This window comes from Novosphingobium sp. (assembly GCF_019748365.1).
Lineage (GTDB): Bacteria > Pseudomonadota > Alphaproteobacteria > Sphingomonadales > Sphingomonadaceae > Novosphingobium.
In genome coordinates, this window is record NZ_JAIEPN010000003.1 from 13,760 (window position 1) to 37,857 (window position 24,098).

26 protein-coding genes are annotated in these 24,098 nt (G+C 64.2%); 12 read left to right on the forward strand and 14 right to left on the reverse strand.

The window, feature by feature from the left end; genetic code table 11:
* Positions 1-109 precede the first annotated feature (109 nt).
* The 6 genes from K5Q19_RS00245 to K5Q19_RS00270 all read right to left on the reverse strand — a co-directional run bounded on the left by K5Q19_RS00245 (position 110) and on the right by K5Q19_RS00270 (position 6,010).
* Entirely contained in the window at positions 110-1,054 is a 945-nt protein-coding gene (locus K5Q19_RS00245; RefSeq protein ID WP_292939562.1) for a ParB/RepB/Spo0J family partition protein, read from the reverse strand.
* The gene (locus tag K5Q19_RS00250; RefSeq protein ID WP_292939565.1) at positions 1,051-1,827 is read right to left on the reverse strand and encodes an AAA family ATPase; all 777 of its coding nucleotides are present in this window, start codon (positions 1,825-1,827) and stop codon (positions 1,051-1,053) included. The genes K5Q19_RS00245 and K5Q19_RS00250 overlap by 4 nt, the downstream gene beginning before the upstream one ends.
* A complete protein-coding gene (rsmG, locus tag K5Q19_RS00255; protein ID WP_292939568.1) occupies positions 1,824-2,504 on the reverse strand; it encodes a 16S rRNA (guanine(527)-N(7))-methyltransferase RsmG in 681 nt (226 codons plus the stop codon). Before rsmG ends, K5Q19_RS00250 begins: the two co-directional genes overlap by 4 nt.
* Positions 2,501-4,348, reverse strand: coding sequence for a tRNA uridine-5-carboxymethylaminomethyl(34) synthesis enzyme MnmG (gene mnmG, locus K5Q19_RS00260; protein WP_292939571.1), 1,848 nt, complete (start codon positions 4,346-4,348; stop codon positions 2,501-2,503). Before mnmG ends, rsmG begins: the two co-directional genes overlap by 4 nt.
* A 74-nt stretch (positions 4,349-4,422) precedes the next feature.
* On the reverse strand, positions 4,423-5,715 hold the full coding sequence (gene mnmE / locus K5Q19_RS00265; protein WP_292939574.1) for a tRNA uridine-5-carboxymethylaminomethyl(34) synthesis GTPase MnmE: 1,293 nt from the start codon (positions 5,713-5,715) through the stop codon (positions 4,423-4,425).
* A 16-nt stretch (positions 5,716-5,731) separates the two neighbouring features.
* Positions 5,732-6,010 (reverse strand): DUF6489 family protein, encoded by a 279-nt coding sequence (locus K5Q19_RS00270; RefSeq protein WP_292939794.1) that lies wholly within the window; start codon positions 6,008-6,010, stop codon positions 5,732-5,734.
* Positions 6,011-6,120: 110 nt separating this feature from the next.
* Between K5Q19_RS00270 and K5Q19_RS00275 the strand changes: the two genes are divergently transcribed.
* Positions 6,121-6,819 carry a dienelactone hydrolase family protein gene (locus K5Q19_RS00275; RefSeq protein ID WP_292939577.1) on the forward strand — a complete coding sequence of 233 codons (699 nt, stop codon included), beginning with the start codon at positions 6,121-6,123 and terminating at the stop codon, positions 6,817-6,819.
* 153 nt (positions 6,820-6,972) lie between these two features.
* Positions 6,973-7,356 (forward strand): nuclear transport factor 2 family protein, encoded by a 384-nt coding sequence (locus K5Q19_RS00280; RefSeq protein ID WP_292939580.1) that lies wholly within the window; start codon positions 6,973-6,975, stop codon positions 7,354-7,356.
* A gap of 16 nt (positions 7,357-7,372) precedes the next feature.
* Here the strand turns inward: K5Q19_RS00280 and rho are convergent, their stop codons facing one another.
* The 3 genes from rho to hemE all read right to left on the reverse strand — a co-directional run bounded on the left by rho (position 7,373) and on the right by hemE (position 10,392).
* A complete protein-coding gene (gene rho, locus K5Q19_RS00285) occupies positions 7,373-8,629 on the reverse strand; it encodes a transcription termination factor Rho (RefSeq protein WP_292939583.1) in 1,257 nt (418 codons plus the stop codon).
* Positions 8,630-8,789: 160 nt separating this feature from the next.
* Complete coding sequence (locus K5Q19_RS00290; RefSeq protein ID WP_292939586.1) at positions 8,790-9,233, reverse strand: CopD family protein; 444 nt, start codon at positions 9,231-9,233, stop codon at positions 8,790-8,792.
* Positions 9,234-9,354: 121 nt separating this feature from the next.
* Positions 9,355-10,392 (reverse strand): uroporphyrinogen decarboxylase, encoded by a 1,038-nt coding sequence (gene hemE / locus K5Q19_RS00295; RefSeq protein WP_292939589.1) that lies wholly within the window; start codon positions 10,390-10,392, stop codon positions 9,355-9,357.
* A gap of 336 nt (positions 10,393-10,728) precedes the next feature.
* Here hemE and K5Q19_RS00300 point away from each other — a divergent pair, with 336 nt between their 5' ends.
* From K5Q19_RS00300 to K5Q19_RS00340, 9 genes are all read left to right on the forward strand, one after another.
* Complete coding sequence (locus K5Q19_RS00300) at positions 10,729-11,571, forward strand: pyruvate, water dikinase regulatory protein (protein ID WP_292939592.1); 843 nt, start codon at positions 10,729-10,731, stop codon at positions 11,569-11,571.
* A 27-nt stretch (positions 11,572-11,598) separates the two neighbouring features.
* A complete protein-coding gene (locus K5Q19_RS00305) occupies positions 11,599-12,183 on the forward strand; it encodes a nucleoside triphosphate pyrophosphatase (protein WP_292939595.1) in 585 nt (194 codons plus the stop codon).
* The gene (locus tag K5Q19_RS00310; protein WP_292939598.1) at positions 12,180-13,034 is read left to right on the forward strand and encodes a shikimate dehydrogenase; all 855 of its coding nucleotides are present in this window, start codon (positions 12,180-12,182) and stop codon (positions 13,032-13,034) included. The genes K5Q19_RS00305 and K5Q19_RS00310 overlap by 4 nt, the downstream gene beginning before the upstream one ends.
* Complete coding sequence (gene coaE / locus K5Q19_RS00315; RefSeq protein ID WP_292939601.1) at positions 13,031-13,633, forward strand: dephospho-CoA kinase; 603 nt, start codon at positions 13,031-13,033, stop codon at positions 13,631-13,633. The genes K5Q19_RS00310 and coaE overlap by 4 nt, the downstream gene beginning before the upstream one ends.
* 40 nt (positions 13,634-13,673) lie before the next feature.
* A complete protein-coding gene (gene dnaQ, locus K5Q19_RS00320) occupies positions 13,674-14,363 on the forward strand; it encodes a DNA polymerase III subunit epsilon (RefSeq protein ID WP_292939604.1) in 690 nt (229 codons plus the stop codon).
* Positions 14,364-14,418: 55 nt separating this feature from the next.
* Positions 14,419-14,985, forward strand: a complete 567-nt coding sequence (gene raiA / locus K5Q19_RS00325; protein ID WP_292939606.1) for a ribosome-associated translation inhibitor RaiA — start codon at positions 14,419-14,421, stop codon at positions 14,983-14,985.
* 151 nt (positions 14,986-15,136) lie between these two features.
* Positions 15,137-15,598: a PTS sugar transporter subunit IIA gene (locus K5Q19_RS00330; protein ID WP_292939608.1), complete on the forward strand. Its 462-nt coding sequence runs from the start codon at positions 15,137-15,139 to the stop codon at positions 15,596-15,598.
* Between the two features lie 132 nt (positions 15,599-15,730).
* Positions 15,731-16,108, forward strand: a complete 378-nt coding sequence (locus tag K5Q19_RS00335) for a DUF1491 family protein (protein ID WP_292939610.1) — start codon at positions 15,731-15,733, stop codon at positions 16,106-16,108.
* 201 nt (positions 16,109-16,309) lie between these two features.
* The gene (locus K5Q19_RS00340; RefSeq protein ID WP_292939612.1) at positions 16,310-16,960 is read left to right on the forward strand and encodes a cell wall hydrolase; all 651 of its coding nucleotides are present in this window, start codon (positions 16,310-16,312) and stop codon (positions 16,958-16,960) included.
* Between the two features lie 41 nt (positions 16,961-17,001).
* Here K5Q19_RS00340 and purH read toward each other — a convergent pair whose 3' ends face one another.
* The 3 genes from purH to rpe all read right to left on the reverse strand — a co-directional run bounded on the left by purH (position 17,002) and on the right by rpe (position 21,151).
* Positions 17,002-18,594: a bifunctional phosphoribosylaminoimidazolecarboxamide formyltransferase/IMP cyclohydrolase gene (gene purH / locus K5Q19_RS00345; protein ID WP_292939615.1), complete on the reverse strand. Its 1,593-nt coding sequence runs from the start codon at positions 18,592-18,594 to the stop codon at positions 17,002-17,004.
* 15 nt (positions 18,595-18,609) lie between these two features.
* Complete coding sequence (locus K5Q19_RS00350; protein WP_292939797.1) at positions 18,610-20,376, reverse strand: heparinase II/III family protein; 1,767 nt, start codon at positions 20,374-20,376, stop codon at positions 18,610-18,612.
* Positions 20,377-20,488: 112 nt separating this feature from the next.
* A complete protein-coding gene (rpe, locus tag K5Q19_RS00355) occupies positions 20,489-21,151 on the reverse strand; it encodes a ribulose-phosphate 3-epimerase (protein ID WP_292939799.1) in 663 nt (220 codons plus the stop codon).
* Between the two features lie 49 nt (positions 21,152-21,200).
* Here rpe and K5Q19_RS00360 point away from each other — a divergent pair, with 49 nt between their 5' ends.
* A complete protein-coding gene (locus K5Q19_RS00360) occupies positions 21,201-21,950 on the forward strand; it encodes a DUF2141 domain-containing protein (RefSeq protein WP_292939618.1) in 750 nt (249 codons plus the stop codon).
* 9 nt (positions 21,951-21,959) lie between these two features.
* Here K5Q19_RS00360 and K5Q19_RS00365 read toward each other — a convergent pair whose 3' ends face one another.
* Both K5Q19_RS00365 and K5Q19_RS00370 read right to left on the reverse strand, forming a co-directional pair.
* Positions 21,960-22,700: an NTP transferase domain-containing protein gene (locus tag K5Q19_RS00365; protein ID WP_292939621.1), complete on the reverse strand. Its 741-nt coding sequence runs from the start codon at positions 22,698-22,700 to the stop codon at positions 21,960-21,962.
* Between the two features lie 92 nt (positions 22,701-22,792).
* A complete protein-coding gene (locus tag K5Q19_RS00370) occupies positions 22,793-23,893 on the reverse strand; it encodes an inositol-3-phosphate synthase (protein ID WP_292939624.1) in 1,101 nt (366 codons plus the stop codon).
* Between the last annotated feature and the right edge of the window lie 205 nt (positions 23,894-24,098).

Here is a 24,098-nt window from a genome sequence, read left to right on the forward strand (position 1 = left end):
TCCGGTTTCGTGTCTCTTATCGCCTTCAAAGATAGGCAAACCGGTCCGGTCCGGTCAATCGAAATTAATCGACCGGTTAACTAGTCCTTGAGGGCAGAATCTGGGGCGCTTAAATAGCCCCGCCGGTCAGCCGCTGGCAGATCAGATCAAGCTGATCGAGCGTCTTGTAGCGGATAGTCACCGAACCGGTGCGCGGATCCGCGTCGGCCTGGATCGTCACCTTGAGCCCGAGGAACTCCTCGAGATGCGCCTGGACCGCCGCAATATCGGCGGAGCTTGCCGGATCGCGCCCGGCCCGCGCGCGGCGCGGCTCCGTATCGGGCCGCATGGCCCGCTTCGCCAGCCGCTCGATGTCGCGCACCGAATGGCCCTTGGCGACCGTCTCGCGCGCCAGCGGAACGGGATCCGGCAGCACCGCCAGCGCCCGCGCATGGCCCATCGAAAGCTGCGCACGCTCAACCATATCGAGCACTTCGTTAGGCAGAACCAGCAGCCGCATCAGGTTCGCGACATGGCTGCGCGACTTGTCGACGAAGGTGGCGATTTCCTGCTGCGTCAGCCCGTCCTGTTCGGACAGGCGCTGATAGGCCCGCGCTTCCTCGATCGGATTGAGATCTTCGCGCTGGAGGTTCTCGATCAGCGCCAGCGCAGTCACCTCGCGGTCGTCGAGTTGCCGCACGATCGCCGGGATTTCGTGCAGGCGTGCGCGCTGCGCCGCGCGCCAGCGCCGCTCCCCCGCGACGAGCTGGTAGCGCCCGCCGCCCATCGGCCGCACCACCACCGGCTGGATCACCCCACGCGCGGCGATCGACCGCGCCAGCTCTTCCAGCGCATCCTCGTCGAAGTGCCGCCGCGGCTGCTCGGGATGCGGCTCGATCGAGGCGACCGACAGCGAGGCCAGGCCGCTGACCACCTGCTCACCCGGCGCGGAAACCGAAATCCGCGAAACCACTTCCTCGCGCCGCGTCTCGCCCAGCAGCGCGCCAAGGCCGCGCCCCAGCGCCGGCCGCTTCGCAGCCTTGATGGCGCCACCCGCCTCCGCCTCGCTGCTCATGCTGCTTTCCTCCGCTCCGGCAGGCGGCCGATCAGCTCGCGTGCCAGCTTCATGTAGGCCTGCGAACCGGCGCAGGCATGGTCGTAGATCAGCGCCGGGAGCCCATGGCTCGGCGCTTCGGACAGCCGCACATTGCGCGGAATCACGGCCTCGAACACCAGGCCATGCAGGCAGGAGCGCACGTCATCCGCCACCTGATCGGTCAGCCGGTTGCGCCGGTCATACATGGTGAGCACGATACCGAGGATGCCAAGATCCGGATTGAACCGCTCCTGCACCCGCTCCACCGTCTGCAGCAACTGGCTCAGCCCTTCCAGCGCGAAGAACTCGCACTGCAGCGGCACCAGCAGCGCTTTCGCCGCCGTCATCGCGTTAAGCGTCAGGAGGCCCAGCGAAGGCGGACAATCAATCAGGCAGATATCATGCCCCGCATCCTCGGCCAGCGCCGCGCGGAGCTTGCCGGTGCGGTCTGTCGCACTCACCAGCTCCACCTCGGCGCCTGACAGGTCAACCGTGGCGGGGATAAGGTCCAGCCCTGGAATCCGCGTCGGGATCATGCACGAAGCCACGCTCGCCTGCTCGATCAGCAGATCATAGGATGATCGCTCGCGCTCCGCCGCCGAGATTCCGATCCCGGTCGAGGCATTGCCTTGCGGATCAAGATCGATGAGCAGGACCTTCCACCCGGTCGCAGCGAGCGCCGTGGCAATGTTGATCGCGGTGGTGGTCTTGCCCACCCCGCCCTTCTGGTTCGCGACGGCTATCGTGATCATCGACCTGAACCTCGCTTGCGTGATGCGGCCTTGCCTTTGCGTTGAATCCCGGTGCGCCCGTGCAGATGGCCAACGATGATGCCAGCCGATGCATCGGTCAATGATTGTTCCACGTGAAACACGTGATTCCAATCTGCACCGAGCGTTTCCAGTTCATGCTGCGCCTTGGCCCCCTTCGGCAACAGCCACAATGTCTCCGGTGTGGAAAAGCGCGCCGCAACCTCAAGCAACCGGTCCAGCGGCGCAAAGGCCCTTGCGGAAATCACGTGCCACTGCCGTTCAGCCAGATCCTCCACCCGCGCGAGAATGACCTCGACATTGGTCAGCTCCATCAGTGCCGCCGCCCGGGCGAGCCACTCGGTCCGCAGCCGCCGCGAATCGACCAAGGTCACTGGCCGATCAGGCTGAAGCGCCGCAATCACCAGCCCCGGAAACCCCGCACCGCTCCCCAGATCGAGCCAAGGCCCATCGGGCACTGTTTCACGTGAAACATGCAGGAGCTGCGCACTGTCGACGATATGCCGCTGCCACACCGAATCCAGCGATGGTCGCGACACAAGATTCTGACCCTCGTTCTCCTTGGCCAGCGCACGAACGAGCACCTCCAGCCGCGCCATGGCCTCACCATGCCGCGCGGCTAGCCAGTCCCGCGCCACCGCCTCCCCAATCAGGATCATGCCGCCACCCGCCGCCGCGCCGCGACCAGCAGACTCGCGAGTGCCGCCGGCGTGATGCCCGGAACCCGTCCCGCAGCCGCAAGCGTATCGGGCTGCGCGCGTTCCAGCCGCTCGACCATCTCGCGCGAAAGGCCGGGAACTTCGGCATAGGGAAAGTGATCACCCAGCGGCACGCCATCGCTTGCCCTGAGCTGCTTCAGCTCGGCTTCCTGCCGCGCCAGATAGGGAGCATAGGCCGCATCCTCCGCGATCTCTTCCGCAAGATCGGCGCCCGGCATTGCCTCGCCCAGCCAGCGCTCAAGGGCTGCAAAGGTCACTTCAGGGAAACGCAGCCACTCTTGCAAGGTCCGCCGTACTCCATCCCCGCGCACCATGACGCCATGGGCAATGAGCTCGGTCGGCAGCACTTCCTGCGCCAGCGCCGCTTCGGCCCGCGCTCGCGCTTCCTCCCTCGCGGCAAACCACGCGGCGCGTTCGGGCCCGATGCAGCCTGCCGCCAGTCCCAGCGGCGTCAACCGCGTCGCAGCATTGTTCGCACGCAGCCGCAACCGATACTCCGCCCGCGCGGTCAGCATGCGGTAAGGCTCCGATACGCCGTGCATGGTCAGATCATCCACCATCACCGCCATATAGCTCGAAGCTCGATCAAGCCCCGGAGCCTCACGCCCGAGTACCGCGGACGCGGCGTGCAGCCCCGCAACCAGGCCTTGCGCAGCCGCCTCCTCATACCCGGTCGTGCCATTGATCTGCCCCGCGCAATAGAGACCGGGCATATCCCGCAGCTCGAGGCTTCGCCGCAGCGCGCGCGGATCGATATGATCGTACTCGACCGCATAGCCCGGCACGAGAATGTCGACCGCTTCGAGCCCCTCCATCGACCGCATCATCGCAACCTGCACATCGGTCGGCAATGACGTCGAAACGCCATTGGGATAGATCACATGATCGTCGAGGCTCTCGGGCTCGAGGAAAATCTGGTGCCCGTCCCGATCGCCAAAGCGATGGATCTTGTCCTCGATCGAGGGGCAATAGCGCGGTCCCTGCGCATCGATCGCCCCGCTGAACAAAGGCGAACGGTCAAGGCCCGCGCGAATGGCGTCATGCGTCCGCGCGTTGGTCCGGGCAATCGCACAGAACACTTGCGGCTGCGGGCGGATACGGGTCAGAGGCGACATCGTCCAAGGCTCGGCATCGCTCGGCTGCGCTGGCAGCCGCGACCAGTCAATCGTCCGCCCGTCAAGCCGGGGCGGCGTGCCGGTCTTGAGTCGCGCCATCGGCAGCCCGGCCCCGCGCAACTGCTGCGCCAGCCGATGCGCGGCACTCTCACCGATCCGGCCCCCGATCATCCGCTCTTCACCGCGGAACAACCGGCCACCGAGGAATGTGCCCGTGCACAGCACTACCGCCCGCGCCGCCAGTGCGGTTCCATCGGCAAGGTCGATACCGCAGACGGCGCCTCCCGCCAGCCGCAACGCCGCCGCCTCACCGGCAATGACGGTCAGCCCGCTCTGCGCGGATACCATGCGCTGGATCGCGGCACGAAACAGCTTCCGGTCCGCCTGCACTCGCGGTCCTTGGACTGCGCTGCCCTTGCTCCGATTGAGCATCCGGTAATGGATCGCAGCCTCATCCGCCGCACGGGCAATGAGACCGTCGAAGGCATCGACCTCGCGCACAAGGTGGCCCTTGCCCAGCCCGCCGATCGCAGGATTGCATGACATGGCGCCAATGGTCGCGGGATCGAAGCTAACCAGCGCCGTGCGCGCACCCATCCGCGCGGCAACGGCTGCCGCTTCGACGCCGGCGTGGCCGCCGCCGACAACGATGATATCGAACTGGTGCATGGCGCCGCGATATGCGATTCGCGCTGCCGCGTCAAAGCGGGCCGCGCCGCCTTGTCAGTGTTTCACGTGAAACATCACTTGCCGATGCAGAATCGTCCGAACAGCGCGTCGAGCATGTCTTCGGTGCCGGCCCGGCCAACAAGTCGATCAAGCGCGACGCGCGCCAGCCGCAGATTCTCCGCAGCGAGCAAGGCGTCGCTGCAACGGCCAGCCTCGCCAGTGGCAACCGCAACCTCGGCGAGCAGAGCATGTTGCCGCGCATTGAGCGCGACCGCACCCGGCTGCGGCAGTGCGCCGCGTGCATGATCAATCAGCCCCGCTTGCAGCGCAGCGAGCCCTTGCCCCGTCACCGCAGAAACCCGGAACCGTGCATGGCGCTTTGACGGAATGTCCTTCCGGTCCGCTTGTGCAGCAATCTCCCAGACCGTCCGGCCCACGGGCCCTTCGCCCTCCGGCCCTAGCCACAGCACGAGATCTGCCCGTTCAGCCTCTGCGCGGGCGCGAGCGATGCCGATCTGTTCGATGGCACCAGCGCCCTCGTCACGCAGACCGGCCGTATCAACAAAAGCGAACGGCACGCCGCCAAGCGCCACCGCGCGCACCAACACATCGCGCGTCGTGCCGGGTTCAGCAGCCGTGATTGCCGCCTCATCCTCGACCAAGGCATTGAACAAGGTTGATTTTCCGGCATTGGGCGGGCCCGCGAGGACGACCCGGAAGCCCTCCCGCAGGGGTTCGGCGCGCGGGCGCGCCAACCAGCCGCCAAGCTCATCGGACAGCAGAGCGCAGCCCTGCGCAAAACCCGGCGGCAGGGCGCCATCATCCTCGATCTCGTCGTCGCCCGCAAAATCGAGCGCTGCCTCGATGGCGGCGGAAAGTGCCAGCACCCGGCTCCGCCAATCCGCCACGAGCCGGGACAGCGCACCGCCAGCCATGGCAAGCGCACCGCGCCGCTGCAGTTCGGTCTCGGCGGAGAGCAAGTCCGCAAGCCCTTCGGCCTCAGCAAGATCGATGCGGCCATTGGCGAAGGCGCGGCGGGTAAACTCGCCCGGCTCGGCGCGGCGCAGGCCGGGCACTGCGCTGAGTGCGGCTTCCACCGCCGCGACAACCGCGCGGCCGCCGTGGAGGTGGAGTTCTGCGCTGTCCTCACCGGTTGCCGTGCCGGGACCCGGAAGCCACAACACCATGCCCTGATCCAGCGGCGCGCCAGCTGGGTCGCTCAGCACCGCGAGCACCGCGCGGCGCGGCGGCGGCAGCCTGCCGGCCAAGGCCATCAACGCGGCGCCGGCCTGCGGCCCGCTAACGCGGATCACGGCAATCGCTGCTGGTGGCGCGCCGGACGACAGCGCGAAGATCGTATCAGGCACCGGCGGCAGACGTCGTTCAGGTCTTCGGCTTCTCGCCGCCCGAGGCGCCAGCCTTGAACCCGGCCATCGCCGCGCCCGCGCCTTGCTCGACAAATTGCTGGAACAGCTTGAGACCCATCTCGCCCATCGGTGCGATCTGCTTGGCAAAGCCCTGGAGCTGGTCAACGCTGTTCATGCCCTGCATCGCCTTGGCGATCGCATCGACATAGATGTCGTTCGCCCGCGTCACATCCGGCAGACCCAGAAAGCGGCGCGCCTCTTCCGGCGTGCATTCCACCTCGACGTTGACTTTCATGGACATGCCTTTCGCTCTACGGCCGCAACACTGTCATGTGCTCTTGGCAAAGTCCATCGACAGCGCCAATCAGGAGCTCGACGAACAACCATCCGAAGAGGATCAGCACCATGGGCGAGAAGACGACGATCCCCACCCTCAATGGCGACAACGAGATCCCGGTCTATATCGCGACGCCCGATGATCAGACCGAAGCCGCGATCATCGTCATTCCGGAAATCTTCGGCGTGAACGCAGGCATCCGCACGAAGTGCGAAGATTGGGCCGCGCTCGGCTATGTCGCGCTCGCCCCGGATATCTTTTGGCGCTTTGCTCCCGGCGCCGAACTCGATCCCGATGTCCCGGAAGAGTTCCAGACCGCGCTCGGCTATTTCGGGCAATATGATGCCGATCTCGGCGTACAGGATATTGAAGCGGCGATCCACTGGCTGCGCCACGTGCAGGCGGTGGACAAGGTCGGTCTGGTCGGTTTCTGCCTGGGTGGGCGCATGGCCTATATGGCCGCGGCGCGCACCGATATCGACGCCTCCGTCGGCTATTATGGCGTGATGATCGACCAGATGCTCAACGAGGCGCACGCGATCGCCAATCCGCTGATGCTGCACATCCCGACCGCCGACCACTTCGTCGGGCCTGAGGCGCAGGCCGCGATTCACGGCGCACTCGATTCGCATGCCAAGGTTGTGCTGCACGATTACGTTGGGCTCGATCATGGATTCGCGGCCGAATTGGGCTCACGCCGCGATGAGGCCGGGGCACAGCTTGCGGATGAGCGCACGCGCGATTTCTTCAAGGCGCACCTGACCTGAGGCGGGCTCCGGCCGCGCTGCGTGGCCGGCTATGCCTTTGCGCACGTGTCAGCGGTTGTCATGTCACCACGACTGGCGCAAACCTGCGCTGAATCAATGGCGGCGCGTCGCTCACGTGCCACAAAGCCGCGACACGAACAGGAGAGAGACACCATGCACACCGGCCTCGCCGCCTGGCATCGCTACATGCACACCGGCGATACCGCCTTGCTCTCGGAGCTCATTGCCCCGGACGCGGTGTTCCACTCGCCGGTGGTGCACACCCCGCAGGAAGGCCATGCCAAGGTCCTGATGTACCTCACCGCTGCGGGCGAGGTCTTCGCTGATACCGGCTTCACCTATGTCCGCGAACTGGTCGACGGGCCTGAAGCGCTGCTCGAATTCACGGCGACGGTGGACGGCATCCACGTCAACGGCATCGATCTGATCCGCTTTGATCTCGAAGGAAAGATCATTGATTTCAAGGTGATGGTGCGGCCGCTGAAGGCCATGAACAAGCTCTGGGAAATGATGGCGGCGGCGCTCCAGAACACCTGAGCGCCGCCATCCATTCTCACTGATTCATCGTCGCGAAGAAGTCCTCGTTGGTCTTCGAGTTCTTCATCTTGTCGAGCAGGAACTCCATCGCGTCGATGGTGCCCATCTGCATTAGGATGCGGCGCAGCACCCACATCTTGCTGAGCTGATCCTGCGGCACGAGCAACTCTTCCTTGCGTGTGCCGCTCTTGCCCACGTCCAGCGCCGGGAAGATGCGCTTGTCTGCCACCTTGCGGTCGAGCACGATTTCCGAGTTACCGGTGCCCTTGAACTCTTCGAAGATCACTTCGTCCATGCGGCTGCCGGTATCGATCAGCGCGGTGGCGATGATCGAAAGCGAGCCACCTTCCTCGATGTTGCGCGCAGCACCAAAGAAGCGCTTGGGCCGCTGCAGCGCGTTGGCGTCCACACCGCCAGTCAGCACCTTGCCCGAGCTTGGCACCACGGTGTTGTAGGCACGGCCGAGGCGGGTGATCGAATCGAGCAGGATCACGACATCGCGCTTGTGCTCGACGAGACGCTTGGCCTTCTCGATGACCATTTCGGCAACCTGCACGTGGCGGCTGGCAGGCTCGTCGAAGGTCGAGGAGATCACCTCACCCTTCACGCTGCGCTGCATGTCGGTCACTTCTTCCGGGCGCTCGTCGACAAGCAGCACCAGCAGGAACACTTCCGGATGGTTGTCGGTGATCGCTTTCGCCATGTTCTGCAGCAGCACGGTCTTGCCGGTGCGCGGCGGTGCCACGATCAGCGCGCGCTGGCCCTTGCCCTGCGGGCTGACGAGGTCGATCACGCGGGCCGACTTGTCCTTGACCGTGGGGTCGAGCGTATCGAGCCGCAGGCGCTCGTTGGGATAGAGCGGCGTCAGGTTGTCGAAGTTGACGCGGTGGCGCACCGCATCCGGTTCGTCGAAGTTCACCTTGATGAGCCGCGTGATCGCGAAATAGCGCTCGCCGTCCTTGGGCGCGCGGATCTCGCCTTCCACAGTGTCACCCGTGCGCAGACCCCACTTTCTCACCTGATTGGGCGAGACGTAGATATCGTCCGGGCCGGCCAGATAGTTCGCCTCGGGGCTGCGCAGGAAGCCGAAGCCGTCCGGCAGCACTTCGATCGTGCCGATGCCGAGAATTTCCTCTCCGTCTTCCGCTACTTCCTTGAGGATGGCGAACATCAGGTCCTGCCGCCGCAGCGTGCTCGCACCCTCGACATCAAGCTCCTCGGCCATCTGGACGAGTTCGGCGGGCGTCTTCTTCTTCAGTTCCTTGAGATGCATCTTGTCTTTATCCGATAGGGGGCAATCGCGCGCGCCGGAGGGTCGTTGGGCTTGGGGAAAGCGGACCAAAGGGGGCAGGGCGAGAACGCGCTGCCAAACCGGAATGCACCAGCGCGTTTAGGCCCCGCCGGACTATGCGTCAATCAAAGAACTCTGCGGATCAGAAAGGCTTCACGATCACCAGCACCACGATCAGCGCGGCCGTCACGCCCGGAATTTCGTTGAGCAAGCGCAGCTGCCGCCCGGTCAGCTGCCGCTCGCCGCGCGCCAGCCTGGCGGCATAAGTCGCCAGCCACAGGTGATAACCGCTGAGCACCAGCACCAGCGCCAACTTGGCGTGAAACCAGGGTTGCGTGAACCATTCCCCGCTCACTGCCAGCGCCAGGCCGAAACCCCAGACCACGAACAGCGAAGGCCACATGATGATCTTCATCAGCTTGCGCTCGCGGTCGATCCAGATCGCGTTCTCGGGCGATCCCTCCGGCGCTTCCTGATGATAGACGAAGAAGCGCGGCAGCATGAACAGCCCCGCCATCCAGAAGATCACGAAAATGACATGGCCGGCCTTGAGCCAGAGATAGAGCATTGCGAGTACCTGCAGCATGGACGCAAATGTAGCGGTTTCCCGCCGGAACCGTAAGCCGTCGAACGGGTAACATCCTCGTGAAGCGCGCGCCGCGCTCGGTCAAGCATGAGGGTATGACCGCCCGGCTCTGGAGGTACCCTCAATGCGACCAGCCGCGCACCACCTCGAGCAGCCGCTCCACATGCGGGATCGGCGTGAACTGCCCGATGCCATGGCCGAGGTTGAACACATGCGGGCGGTCGGCAAAGACATCCAGCACGCGCCGCGCGCCGTCTTCCAGCGCCGGTCCACCCGCCAGCAGCAACAGCGGATCGAGGTTGCCTTGCACTGGCAGGCCTGCTGGAAGCGTCTTCGCCGCCCACACCGGGTCGATCGTTTCATCCACACCCACGGCATCAACGCCGGTGCCCTGTGCATAAGCCGCCAGCTTCTCGCCGGCGCCCTTCGGAAAGCCGATGATCGGTACCTCGGGGTGCAGCTTGTGCATGGCTTCGGTGATCCGCGCATTGGGCCCGATCACCCAGCGTTCGAACTCGGCGGGGGCAAGACTGCCGGCCCAGCTGTCGAACAGTTGCAGACCCTCGGCGCCCGCTTTCACCTGACCGCTGAGGTATTCCACGGTCACATCGACGATCGCATCGATGATCGCTTGGAACGCACCCGGATCTCGATAGGCCAGTGCGCGGGTCTCGTGCTGGTCGCGGCTGCCTTCGCCTGCCACCATATAAGTCGCGATGGTCCAGGGGCTGCCTGCGAAACCCAGCATGGTGGCCTCAGGCGGCAAGGCCGCGCTGACGAGGCCCACGGTGTCATAGATCGGCGTCAGGCGCTCAGGCACGCTCCTGAGCGTCTCCAGACCTGCATCGAGCAGGCGGGGCGAGAGTGCAGGGCCTTCACCGGCAAGGAACTGGAGATCCTGACCCATCGCATAAGGCACGATCAGGATGTCCGAAAACAGGATAGCCCCGTCAAAGCCGAACCGGCGCAGCGGCTGGAGCGTGATTTCCGCCGCTGCCTCGGAATCATAGACCAGCGCGAGGAAACCGCCCTTCTCTGCCCGCAGCTCGCGGTACTCGGGAAGGTAGCGCCCTGCCTGGCGCATCAGCCAGATCGGACGGCGGGAAAGATTGGCCCCCTTGAGGGTGGCGAGAAGCGGCTTTTCGGCAGGGCTAGGCATCAGTGCGTCGGTCCAGATCTAATCTATAGATTCTTTTGAATCAGATTGAGGTAGTTAGTTGGCCCTGTGGATAGCGGGGACGACATGCATCTGCCCGAATTGTCCTGCTGTCTCCACAAAAAAGCGTGTCAGCGACTCTGAACGGTTCCGGGGGCAAGCGAAACTTGTCCCCGCTGTCCCCCGCCTGTGGGTAACGTTGTGAGTCTGTTCGCAAGTGCAGGGCCGCGATGCCGAAGCCGGGGGCTCAATTGCAGCGCAAACTTGTCCCCGCTTTCATGCCGTGGTTTATCCTAGTGTTTCCCACAGTCCTCTCCCGGGGGCGAACCAGGAACCTCGATGGCGCGCCTGCACCTGCACCTCCTGTCAGACTCGACCGGCGAAACGCTCGAAATGATCGCCAAGGCGGCGCTCGCGCAGTTCGATGATGCCGATGTCGTGCGCCATTTCTGGCCGATGGTCCGCTCGCAGCAGCATCTCGACCGGATCATGGGTGAGATCACCGCCAATCCCGGTCTGGTGCTATTCACCATGGTCAATGCCGAAACGCGTGAGCTTCTGCAAAGCCGCTGTGCTGCGCTCGGGCTTCCCAGCGTGCCTGCGCTCGATGCGGTGACACTGGCGCTCGAAGCGCAGCTTGGGCAAGCCGCCAAGGGCCGCCCGGGCCGCCAGCATGCGATGGACGAAGCCTATTTCCGTCGGGTCGAGGCGATCCAGTTCACGATTGCGCATGATGACGGCATCGCTTGGGAAGACTGGGAAATCGCCGATATCGTGCTCGCCGGGGTCTCCCGCTCCTCGAAGACGCCGACCGCGATCTATCTCGCCAATCGCGGCTACCGGGTCGCGAACATTCCGATCGTGGTGGAAAGCCCGCCGCCGCCTGCCCTGTTCAGCCTGCGCCGCCCGATGGTTGTGGGGCTTACCACCAGCCCGGAACGTCTGATTCAGGTGCGGCGCAACCGTTTGCTCTCGCTGAATCAGGCGCCGGAGACGGCTTATGTCGATAGCGACCATGTTGCGCGCGAGGTGCAGTTTGCCCGGCGCATGTTCGCGGATAACGGATGGCCGGTGATTGACGTATCGCGGCGATCCATCGAGGAAACCGCCGCTGCCATCATCAATCTCTACAACGAGCGCCGACCCGATGGCAGTGCAGGCACCGGAGGCCATGCGCTGTAACGTGGGACAATGCATGAGGGCAAGACAATGCTGATTCTGGCGTCGCAGAGCGCAAGCCGCAAAGCCATGCTGACGGCCGCGGGTGTGCCGTTCGAAGCGCGCGGATCGGATGTCGACGAGGCAGAGATCAAGCGCGAGCTGATCGGCATCCCCGGCAGCGAGATCGCGATGATCCTGGCCGAGGCCAAGGCGCTTTCGGTTTCGGTCGGCACTCCCGGCCGGTTGGTGCTCGGCGGCGATTCGCTGGTCGAGGTGTGCGGCCGCACGTTCGACAAGCCGGCGAGCCGCGAGGATGCAGCGCGCCACCTGGCATTTTTCTCCGGTCAGACCATGCACCTCCATTCCGCAGCGATCCTCGTGCGCGATGGCGTGCCTGTCTGGCGGCACTGCGAAACCGCCAAGCTGCGCGTGCGCACGCTTTCGAGCGAGTTTGTCGAAGGCTATCTCGCGCAGGAATGGCCTGCTGTCGGCGCCTGTGTCGGTGTATTCCGCATTGAAGCGCTTGGTGTGCAGCTCTTCGATCACATCGAGGGTAGCCATTTCACCGTTCTCGGCATGCCGCTCCTCGCTCTCCTCGGCGCGCTGCGCGCGCAGGGCGAGCTGCCCGCATGAGCCTTCCCTATGCTGAAGTGATCGGTGATCCGATTGTCCAGTCGAAGTCGCCAAAGATCCATGGCTTCTGGCTGGAAGCTCTTGATATAAAAGCCGAATATAAAGCTACACATGTTCACTCGAGCAAGCTTGGCGAATTTCTGAACACCCGCCGCACCGACGCCCTCTGGCGCGGCTGTAACGTCACCATGCCCCACAAGCAGGCGGTGATTCCGCTGCTCGACCGCCTCGATCCGCTCGCCGCCACCGTTGGCGCAGTCAACACGATCGTGCCTGAAGCGGGCCAGCTTGTCGGATACAACACCGACGTTCCGGGCTTTCTCGAACCCCTCCGGCCGGAGCTCGAACGCACCCACTACTTCCGCATGGCCCGCGTTCTCGGCACAGGCGGTGCGGCACGTGCGATCATCAAGGGCCTCGCTGATGCGAAGCTTGTCATCGTGCTGGCGGGTCGCAATCCGGAGAAAGCCCGTGCGCTCCTCGACGAACTGGATTCCGCCGGCGAGCACCATGCCGTTGACATCGCCCATTTCGCCGATCCGACCGACTTCGCTTTCGATGATCGTGATGGGTGCCTTGATCTTGTCGTCAACGCCTCCTCGCTCGGGATGACCGGGCAGCCGCCGCTCGTTTTCGACATGAGCCACGCCCCGCCCGGCTCGATCTTCTACGACATCGTCACCAGTCCGCTCGAAACGCCGTTCCTCAAGACAGCGCGGGCAGCCGGATTTCGAGCCATCGACGGTCTCTCCATGCTGATCGGCCAAGCGGACCATGCCTTCAGGCACTTCTTTGGCGCCGTGCCACCGCGCGACAGGGACGACGAACTGCGCAAGGTGCTCGGGTCATGAGGCGTCCCTTTATCCTCGGTCTCACCGGCTCGATCGGCATGGGCAAGTCCGCGGTCGCGCTCATGCTGCGCGAGCTGGGCGTGCCGGTGTTTGATGCCGACGCGACAGTCCACAAGCTACAAGGCCCAGGCGGCGCCCTGCTCCCCGCCATCGAGGCGGCGTTTCCCGGCACGACCGGGCCGCACGGCGTCGACCGTCCCGCGCTCGGTGCGCAAGTTTTCAGCAATCCCGAGGCGCTCGCGCGGCTCGAAGCCATCGTCCATCCGGCCGTGGCCGACGAGCGCGCGCTTTTCATGCTGGAGCATGCCGGCGAGGCTATCGTGGTGTTCGATATTCCGCTGCTTTACGAGAAGGGCCACGGTGCCGGTCTCGATGCCGTGGCCGTTGTGTCCGCTCCCGCCGAAATGCAGCGCAGCCGGGTTTTGGCGCGGCCCGGCATGACGCCCGAAAAATTTGCCCAGATCCTCGCGCTTCAGGTGCCGGACGCCGAAAAGCGGGCGCGTGCCGACCATGTGATCGATACCGGCGTGACGCTTGCGGAAACGCGCGAACAGGTTGCGGCACTGGTTGCAGCCCTGCGGCAAAAAAACCCGCGCTGAAGCCTTGCAAGCCCCCTTGGTCGGGTCCAGACTACGGCAAATGCGTGAGATCGTTTTCGATACAGAGACGACCGGCCTCGACCCGCAGAGCGGTGATCGGCTGGTGGAGATTGGCTGCATCGAGATGATGAACCGCGTGCCAACCGGCGCGGTCTTTCATGCCTATTTCAACCCGGAACGCTCTATGCCGGCCGAGGCCGAGGCGGTGCACGGCCTTTCCAGCGCGTTCCTTGCCGACAAGCCGCGCTTCGCCGAAAGGGCCGAGGAACTGCTTGATTTCCTGGGCGATGCGCCGCTGGTTGCACACAATGCCGGCTTTGATTTCGGCTTCCTCAATGCCGAGCTCGCGATCTGCGAGCTGCCCGCCGTCGATCGGTCGCGCATGGTCGATACGGTGGCGATTGCGCGGCGCAAGCACCCCGGTGCCAAGCTCAGCCTCGATGCGCTCTGTTCACGCTACGGGATCGATCGCAGTCACCGGGTTCGCCACGGCGCGCTGCTCGATGCCGAACTGCTCGCCCAGCTCTATGTCGAGCTGATGGGAGGGCGGCAAATCGGCCTCGAACTGGCGGCCGAAGTCGAAATCAAGACGGCGGCCGTGGTCGCGCCGATCCGAACCGTCTCCCCCCGCACGCATCGCCCTGCCCGCCCCCATGCTCCGAGTGAAGAAGAGCTCGCCCGGCATGCCGCATTTGTCGAAGGGATCAAGGGAGCCATCTGGCTGCAATGAAACTGCCTTGCCCGGGCTGTCCCGGACAGGTGCTTGAGCGAAGGAGAGTGGACTTATGGATATTCGCGTTTCAGGCCACCAGGTCGATACCGGCGCCGCCTTCGAAGCTCATGCTGAAGAGCGCCTTTCCGCGATTGTCGACAAGTACTTCTCGCGCGCGCTGACCTCGCATGTCACGCTCGGCAAGGCGCCGCACGGCGGGTTTCGCTGCGATATCGTGACTCACGTGGCGCAGGGCCTGATCCTGAAGGGAAGCGCGGTGGCGCAGGATGCCCACATCGCGCTCGACCAGTCGGCGGAGAAGATCGACAAGCAACTGCGCCGCTACAAGCGCCGGATCAATGCAAGGCAGGACCAGGCCGATCATGCCCGCCGCGAGGAAGAGGCGGCCTATACGGTCTTCGTCGTCGAGGAGACCGAGACCGAGGAGCCGGCCGATGCGCCCCTCGTCATCGCCGAAACGCGGGTGGACGTGCCCACGGCCAGCGTGTCCGATGCAGTGATGATGCTGGATCTACGCAACACCAACGCGCTGCTGTTCAAGAACGCCGGCACCGGCGTGCATAACATGGTCTATCGCCGCGGGGATGGATCGATCGGCTGGGTCGAACCGAGCAAGTAACTCGAACGGCAAAGCCACATGGTGATCTGATGTCCTCTCCGGGTATCAGTGACATGGCCAACGCGATTCGGTGCTTGCACCGCGTCGCGTTCGGGCGCATGGGCCGCACCACATCAGGCGCGCGAGCGCATTTTCCGGCATCACTGTTTCCATGACCGCTCTCTTCTCGATCGATCTTCAGGCGGTGCGCATCGTTCGTGCCGAAACCAAGACGCAGATCCTCGGTGCGCTCGCGGATTGCTTCGGCGAGGTCTACGGGCTTGACCGTGCGACCGTGCTGGAACGGATCGAGGAGCGCGAAACGCTCGGCAGCACGGGCTTCGGGCGCGGTGTCGCCATTCCCCACGCAAGGCTTGATGGTCTGGCTCGCCCGGTGGCGGCGTTTTTCCGCCTTGCCAGCCCCGTCGATTTCGCATCGTCGGATGGCATGCCGGTTGACTGCGTGTTCGGCCTGCTTTCGCCCGAACAGGCTGGTGCCACCCACCTGCAGGCGCTTGCAGCGATCTCGCGGCTGATGCGCGACGAGCGCATGCACGAGCGACTGATTGCGGCCCCCGATGCCGATGCAATCTACGCATTGCTTGTCAATGTCATCGACCGCGACGCGGCCTGATCTTGCAGCAGAACCTGCCGATCCTTCAGAACTGACGAAGGGCTTGCGGCGCCTTATCTTGGCCAAGTCGCGGATCATTGCCGCAACGCTCAGGTGTTATTCGGGCAGCCGAGCATCGAGTGAACGCGCAGCATGAGCCCTGCGCGTCTTCCGGCAGCGCTGGAGGCAACAGCGCTGATTCGGTTGGCCGAATCGCGGGGTGGCTTCGGCATGGTGCTCCATCGCGGTGAACCCGATAGCGGCACGATCCTGATTGTTATCTTGGATAATCAAGGATTTGGTCAGACGCAAGCGCGCCTCTTCGAGCGCCTCCCCCACGCGGATGGAACGCGGGGATGGGCTCTCACCAAAGTGCAAGATCCTGAAAAAAAAGCGGATTTCGAGGATTATCTGAATCGCCGCGTGGCTCAGGACCGGGATGCGTGGATTGTTGAACTGACCATCGCTGAAGGCGAACAGTTCATCCTGAATCTGGGAAGGGATGAGAACAAACCCGGATTCATGGGTTGACTTGCCCGGCCCAGATCATAATGGGCCCCACTCTACCTCGCGTGGGCAGCGTTGGGACGGCAAGGAAGCAGTCCCCGCCAGCACGCAGACGGGGGGCAGACGCCTGGGCCTTCGACAGGTTTCCGGTCTTGCAGGAACGACCTGCGATACCAGTACCGATCGCGCCCTGTGCCGACGTTCACCGCCCAATGACGAAGTTGCATGAGCCACCAGTTCCGCGTTGCCAGTGCCCTGTGCATTGCCGCAAGTCTTGCTACCATCCTGTTCAGCACCGGTGGATCCGGCGCCAAAGCACAGGACATCCAGATCCCGGTCGCTGAAGCACCCGGATCCTCGGCCATAACAGTCGAACCGCGCCAGAGCGTGTTCCTGCCGGCCGAACAGCCCCTTCCCCAGCCGGAGCGGACTGACCCCGATAGCGGGGACGTTCTTCCCAGCGCCGCGTCGCTTGCTGACCTTGTTGACCGCACTCCGCTTCCCGCATCGCTCTCGCGCGAGCTGGAATGCCTGGCCAGCGCGGTCTATTTCGAGGCCCGCAGCGAAACGCTGGCAGGCCAACTTGCCGTTGGCCGCGTAATCGTGACCCGTGCTGCTTCTGGCCGCTTCCCGAGCTCGTACTGCGGCGTGGTCTACCAACCCTCGCAGTTCTCGTTCGTGCGCGCCAACGCGATGCCGTTGGTTAAGCGCGACAGCGCCAAGTGGCAGCAGGCCGTGAAAATCGCGCTCATCGCGGACAGTGGCGCGTGGCGAAGCCCGGTGGAAGGCGCGATGTTCTTCCATGCAGCGCATATCGCACCGTCCTGGGGCAAGACCCGGATGGCGCGGGTAGACAACCACGTCTTCTATCGCTGAGTGCATCAGTCGGGCGCGAATACCGTTCGCGTCCGACCGGGTTAGTGCCTGAAGTGGCGCATTCCCGTAAACACCATCGCCAGACCAGCAGCATCCGCTGCGGCAATGACTTCATCGTCGCGGATGGAGCCGCCCGGCTGGATAACGGCCGTCGCGCCGGCTTCGACTGCCGCCATCAGTCCGTCCGCAAAGGGGAAGAAGGCGTCTGAAGCCACCGCAGAGCCAACGGTGCGCGGCGCGCTCCAGCCATGCGTTTCGGCCGCTTCCTGCGCCTTCACCGCGGCAATCCGGGCGCTGTCGCGCCGATTCATCTGGCCTGCGCCAATCCCCGCAGTCACCCCCTCGCGGGCATAGACGATGGCGTTGGACTTCACGTGCTTGGCCACGGTCCAGGCAAAGCGGCAATCGGCCAGCTCCTGCGCGGTGGGCTGGCGCTTGGTGACCACTTGCAGCATGTCATCCGTCAGCGTGCCGTTGTCACGATCCTGAACCAGCAAGCCCCCGGCGATCGGCACGGTAACGAGGCCGCTGCGATCGGCAGAGGGCATTTCATCCAGCAGTAGCAGACGCAGGTTCTTCTTGCGCGCGAAGGTTGCCAAAGCGGCGTCGTCGGCGCCAGGCGCGACCACGACTTCGGTGAAGATCTCGCAGATGGCTTCGGCTGTGGCCCCGTCGAGCGGGGTGTTGAGCGCGACAATGCCGCCGAATGCCGAGACCGAATCGCAGGCAAGCGCCGCCTGCCATGCCGCGAGCGGCGTTGCTGCGACCGCGACGCCGCATGGGTTGGCGTGCTTTACAATAACCACCGCAGGCTGATCCGAGCCGAACTCGGCGATCAACTCCAATGCCGCATTGGCGTCATTATAATTGTTGTAGGACAGCTCCTTGCCCTGCACCTGCCGCGCCTGCGGGAGGCCGCTGACTGCGCCGCCTTGCACTGGCACATAGAGTGCGGCGCTCTGGTGCGGGTTTTCGCCATAGCGCAAAGTGGAGACGAGCTTGTTCGCTAAGAGCAAGGTCTGCGGGAAATGCTGCTGCTGGTCGGTGACGGCGAACCACTGCGCGATCGCGGCATCATAGGAGGCAGTTGCGGCAAAGGCCTTGGCTGCCATCGCCTTGCGGAACGCGAGACTGGTCGCACCACCTGTTTCTTCCAGCGCCGCGATCAGCACGGCGTAGTCCGCAGGATCCGTCACGATGGTCACATAGTGGTGATTTTTGGCGGCAGAGCGGACCATCGAAGGGCCGCCGATGTCGATGTTCTCGATCACCTCCTCGCGGCCCGCTCCCTTCGCGACGGTCGCCGAAAAGGGGTAGAGATTGACCACGACAAGATCGATCGCCCCGATGGCATGTTCGGCCATGGAAGCGGCATGCGCTGGATCGTCACGGACGGCGAGCAAGCCGCCATGGACCTTGGGGTGCAGCGTCTTGACCCGTCCGTCCATCATCTCGGGAAAGCCGGTGAGGTCTGAAATGTCGCGCACGACAAGGCCGGCATCTCGCAACGCTGCAGATGTGCCACCAGTTGAAACGAGTTCGACGCCATGCGCAGCAAGGACGCGGCCGAGGTCTGCAAGGCCGGTCTTGTCGGACACTGAAAGCAGCGCCCGTTTGATGGTCACATCCGTCACAATGGAAAATCCTGTCTAGCGCATCTTCTTGAGCAGCCACGAGAACGCCTCGCCGCTGCGTGGAATCTTGGCCGAGATAACCAGCTGCCGCGTGGCCAGCGGCCGCCCCCTTTCATCGGACCAGAGGCTCTCTTCCAGCGTGACCGGGTCGCGGCCGGAGCGGAACTGCCAGAGGCTGCCATCAGGCAAGGCAAGCGTGACGCCAAGACCATCCCGCCCTTGCGCAAGCTCGATATGAGGGCCGAGGTGGAAGCGCAAGGCAACGCCGATCATGCCCCGCTTGCCGCGCCGTCCGGTCGGCACCAGCAGGTCCTCTCCGCGCAGCTCGCTGCCGTCGTCGCGGATGATCAGGATGCGGCGATGGGTGAGGCCATAGCGGCTGACGTAGCCATTGTGGCTCGCTTCGATGCGAGTCGCGCCAGCACCCTCGCCGCTCAGGATCCGGCGGTCGACTTCGACCTCGGATACGCCGGGTCCGAGCTTGCCGTTGATGAGGACCGCGGTGGAATTGAAGTCATCGATTGCGAGCGTCGAATGCGCAGCGGTGGCGCGCAAACCTTGCGCGAGGCGCAGTGGAATAAGCCCTCCGGCAAATGCGGCACCGCCGCAATTGACGATCAGGCGCTCCCCCCCATGGCTGAACTCGAAGGCCAACGTCGATGCACAGCCATCGCGGGCATGCCGCGCGAGCGGAGGCGGGGCGGCATCAAATTGCAGCACGGCCCTGCCTGCGCTGACACGCTGGTATCCCCAATGGCGCGCATCGCGCAGCGGCCGCGTGCGCACACCGCTCGCCTTGATGAGTGCGGCAATTCGATCGGGTGACACGGCACCTGCGCCCTGCCACGACCCTAGTCCGCCATCGCTGTGGAGCAAGGTGAGCAGCGGGGGAACCAGCAGCTCAAGGATCGCCTCAAGCTGCGGCGGCGGGGTGCTGCGCACCGCAGCATAGCACGCACGAAGCTCGATCAGCAGTTCGATCGCCTCGATCTGGCCGAGCGGGCTGCGGGAAAGCACGCCGCCATCATCGCTGACGAGATTGCCCAGCGCCTTGATCAATCCGCCTTCGCCATAAAGGCGGCGCGCACGGCCGTCGGCAAGCAGGAGCCCGGCCGCGGTAATCGCAGTCCACCCTGCCACTTCGGCAAGTGTATCCTCCGCACGACCGACATGGCGATCCAGCCAGCGCGCGGTTTCCTCGAACGTCGTCAGAACGCGCGCGCGAAGCTTGCGATCCTGACTCGAGAGCAAGAGCGGCGCGTGCACCAACCATGACAGCAGGCGATGGCCCGCATTGCCAACGGCCCATGCCGGGCCTGCACCGGGCCGCGGATTGGCGGCGAGCCAGGCCGCGAAGATGCGCTCGGCAACGGGTGCGCATTGCGGGCGGGTGGCGCAGCCGGCAAGATCGCGTAGCCAGCCGAACCCATGCACCATGCGCTCGAACGGCGGAGAAAGCCGGGGGCCGCTGAACTCGGTATCCGCGATTGGCAGCTTGACGCCATGGAGCAGGAAATGCCCCGCCCTGATGGCCGTGCCCGAAGCGGGATCGCCCGAAAGCGCGCTTTCGACCGTGGCAGTCAGGCGTGGGCGTGCACGCTTGCGAAACGGATTGAGGGCCGAAGGCGGAAGGCCCATCCCGTAGGCAAGCCGGATAAGCCTTTCACCCGCGCTGACCTGCGGAGGGGAGAAATCGGCAATGGCCAGTGCCTTGCCAGGTTCAAGCGGTGCCGGTTCTGCTTCGGCCTTTGCGATCGCGAGCGATTCAGGCGCGGGACCCAGTGGCAGTGCCGGCCGTGCTTCCCCACCTTCAAGCACAGAGCCTTTCGCCGACCCGAGGACCAAGCCCTCTTCCTGGGCATCACGGGTTCCGGGGAACAGGCGCGCCACGGCGTCAGTCGGCGCCCTTCAGCGCGGCGATATTGGCGGCATAGCAAGCAGAGCCGCCCTTGAACGAGGCCGTGCCGGCAACCAGCACGTCGGCCCCGGCGTTGGTGCACAGGCGGCCCGTTGCAGCATCGATACCGCCATCGACTTCCAGATGGATCGCGCGCCCGGTCTTGTCGATCATCTTGCGAACGGCCTCGATCTTGCGAAGCTGGCTGGCGATGAAGCTCTGGCCGCCGAAGCCGGGGTTCACGCTCATGATCAGGACCAGATCGATCTCCTCGATCAGATAATCGAGCATCTTGGCCGGCGTGGCGGGGTTGAGGGCAATCCCGGCCTTCTTGCCGAGCGCGTGAATGGCCTGAACCGTGCGGTGGATGTGAGGACCCGCTTCGGGATGCACGGTGATGATATCCGCGCCGGCGGCGGCAAACGCTTCAAGATAAGGATCGACCGGCGCAATCATCAGGTGAACGTCGAAGGGCTTTGTGCTGTGCGGGCGTAGCGCCTTCACGACAGCGGGCCCGATCGTGAGGTTCGGCACGAAGTGGCCGTCCATCACATCGACGTGGATCCAGTCTGCGCCCGCGCCGTCGATCGCCTGCACCTCTTCACCCAACCGGGCAAAATCGGCTGACAGAATCGAGGGGGAAATCAGCGGGGCGGCCATCACGATAAAACTCGCAAACAGGGATCGGTTGCGATGGGCGCTCATGCGCTTGGCGGCGACCGTCTCCCTCTGCGATTACCGGTCGCGAATCGGTGGAACAAGCGCAATTGCCTCGCTTTTCCACACGCATTATCCCTATTTGAAGCCGTTTCGGCGCAAAGCTGGTCACGATTCACCCCGAGCGGCGGCGGCGGCATGCCAAGCCCTTGATACAACGTTGGCCTTGCCGAACAGGCCAAAGCCTGCCTATGCCCCCGCCGTGTCCGCGCGGCTTCCTCCAGAAGCTGCCGATATCGGGAAAGATGCCATGATTTTGCCAAAGGGGCGCCATGCCCTGGCATTGCTGCTGGGACTAATGATCGTGCCGCAGGGAGCGTTTGTGACCGCTGCTGTCGCTGCGCCGGCGTGCATCGGGCCAGCAAGCGACACGTGGATCAACATCACAGTCGATCGCGTGCGCAACGGCAAAGGACTGATCACCGCAACGCTCTATCCGAACGAGCCCAAGCGCTTTCTCGTCAAGAACGGATCACTCTACGTCGCCAGTACCCCCGCCACGGCCGGGCAGACGAGGTTCTGCCTGTTCGTTCCGCACCCGGGCACCTACGCGATAGCGATCTATCATGATGAGGATTCCTCCGGGACAATCAATCGCGGGGGTCTGTTCGGCATTCCCAGTGAAGCTGTCGGTTTCTCCAACAACCCGACGATCTTTCTGGGCCCACCGTCGCTGCGCTCAACTCTCGTGAAGATCGAGCACCCCAACCAGTCGATCACGATCAATGTGAAGAAATTCTGATCGGAACGATCAGATCGCGGCAAAGGCAGCGGTGAGATGGCGAGGGGCCAGTTCCTCCGCCAGCTCATGAGCGCGCGGATCATCGACATCCATCCACCATGCGCCGCCGATTTCCAACGTGGCGGCGCGGCCGCGGTCGGCCAGCCACTGCATGCCATCGGACAGACTGCCCGCTTTGCCTGAATCGATCGCCGCCGCAATGGCTTCGGCAAGGCGCGGTGTGGCAAGAAATGCCCCGCAATCGACCGCATCCCATGCCGGGATGGTCTTGCCAATGGCGCTGATGAAGCCGTTTGCGCCGAGCTTTACCCAGGTGGCGTCATCCGGATCGATGAGGGGGCTATCGATGTGCCGGTCGATCGCCAGCGTGACATCGCGGGTTTCGCTGCCGATGCTGCACAAGGCTGCAAGAATGGCGCTATCGAACATATGGTCGGCCATCATCAACAGATAATCGCCCTTGCAGCGCGAAGCGCCGGCCATGACGGAGTAGCCGTTCGGCTTGCTCCAGTCGGCAACCCGCACCGGTTCGATTTCCACCTCGATGCGCTGTGCCAGATCTGCCAGGAAGGCTTCGACATCGTCGGCCCGGTGGCCTGTCACGACGACCACCCGCGTGACGCCCGCAGCCGCCGCCTGACGGATTCCGATCTCGATCAGCGGAACCCCGCAGACCGGTGTGAGCGGTTTCGATGACGACAGCGAGGCAAGCCGGCTGCCATAGCCGGCTGCGATGATCACGGCATCCATGGGTCAGTTTTTCTCCGGGCCGGGTCCCTTAACACAGACGGCGCCGATCCTGCATCAGGATCGGCGCCGCCAGCGTTACCTGCGCTGAAAGCTTACTCAGCCGCCAGCGCGGTTTCCGAGATGTATTCGTCGACCAGCTGGGCGGCGACATCATCATTGAACTGCTGCGGCGGATGCTTGCAGAAGTAAGCCGACGGACCGATCAGGGCGCCGCCTTCACCGCGCTCCAGCGCCACCTTGCAGCAGCGGATGGCATCCATCACGCAAGCGGCCGAGTTCGGGCTGTCTTCGACCGAGAGGCGCAGCTCGAGGTTCATGGGAACGTTGCCCCACTGCGTGCCTTCAAGACGCAGGAAGCACAGCTTGTTGTCCTTCTGCCACGGCACATAGTCCGAAGGGCCAACGTGGATGTTCTCGTCCGCGAGGCGCTGAGCCAGCATGGCCTGCACCGCTTCGGTCTTCGATTCCTTCTTCGAACCCAGACGCTGACGATCGAGCATGTTCATGAAGTCGGTGTTGCCACCGGTGTTGAGCTGATAGGTCTTTTCGACCGTGACGCCGCGCGCACCGAACAGGCTGGACAGCACGCGGTGGACGATTGTTGCACCGACCTGCGCCTTGATGTCGTCGCCCACGATCGGAATGCGCTTGGCACGGAACTTGGCTTCCCATTCGGGACGGCTGGCGATGAACACCGGCATGCAGTTCACCACGCCGACGCCCGCCTCGAGCGCGCATTCCATGTAGAATTCGGTCGCGGTTTCCGACCCGACGGGCAGGAAGTTGAGCAGAACTTCCGCGCCGGATTCGCGCAGCGCGGCCACGATCGATTCGCGGGTCGCCTCGGGCGCGTCGGCGACAATGAAGCCGCGCTCGCCCATGCCGGTCATGTGATCGGCAACGCCGTCGAGGATCTTGCCCATCATGACCTTTGCGCCAGTGGCGGGCACGGTGGGCTGGAACACGGCGGTGCAGTTCGGCGCGGCGAAAATGGCTTCGGCAATGTCCTTGCCGACCTTGCGGGCATCGACGTCCACACCCATCACGAACTCGACGTCACCAGCGCCATAACCGCCAATGCGCTCATGGATCAGGCCGGCGGAAGAGTTGGTGTTGCGGTAGAATTCTACACCCTGCACAAGCGAGCTTGCGCAGTTGCCCACGCCGATCACTGCGACCTTGATTGGCTTCATTGTAACCCGATCCCCTTGGACAAACGGAATGCCGTTGTAACTAAACTGCCTCACTCCACACAAAAGCACCAGATTGCAAGGATATTTCCGCAGCGTCACGCAAGCGGGAACAAAGCGGTTGCAGGCGTGCCACCCCTTGGTCCTATTGCACATGCGAATGAACCGTCGATTCCTAAGGGAGATAGCATTCCGAACTCTCTGTTTT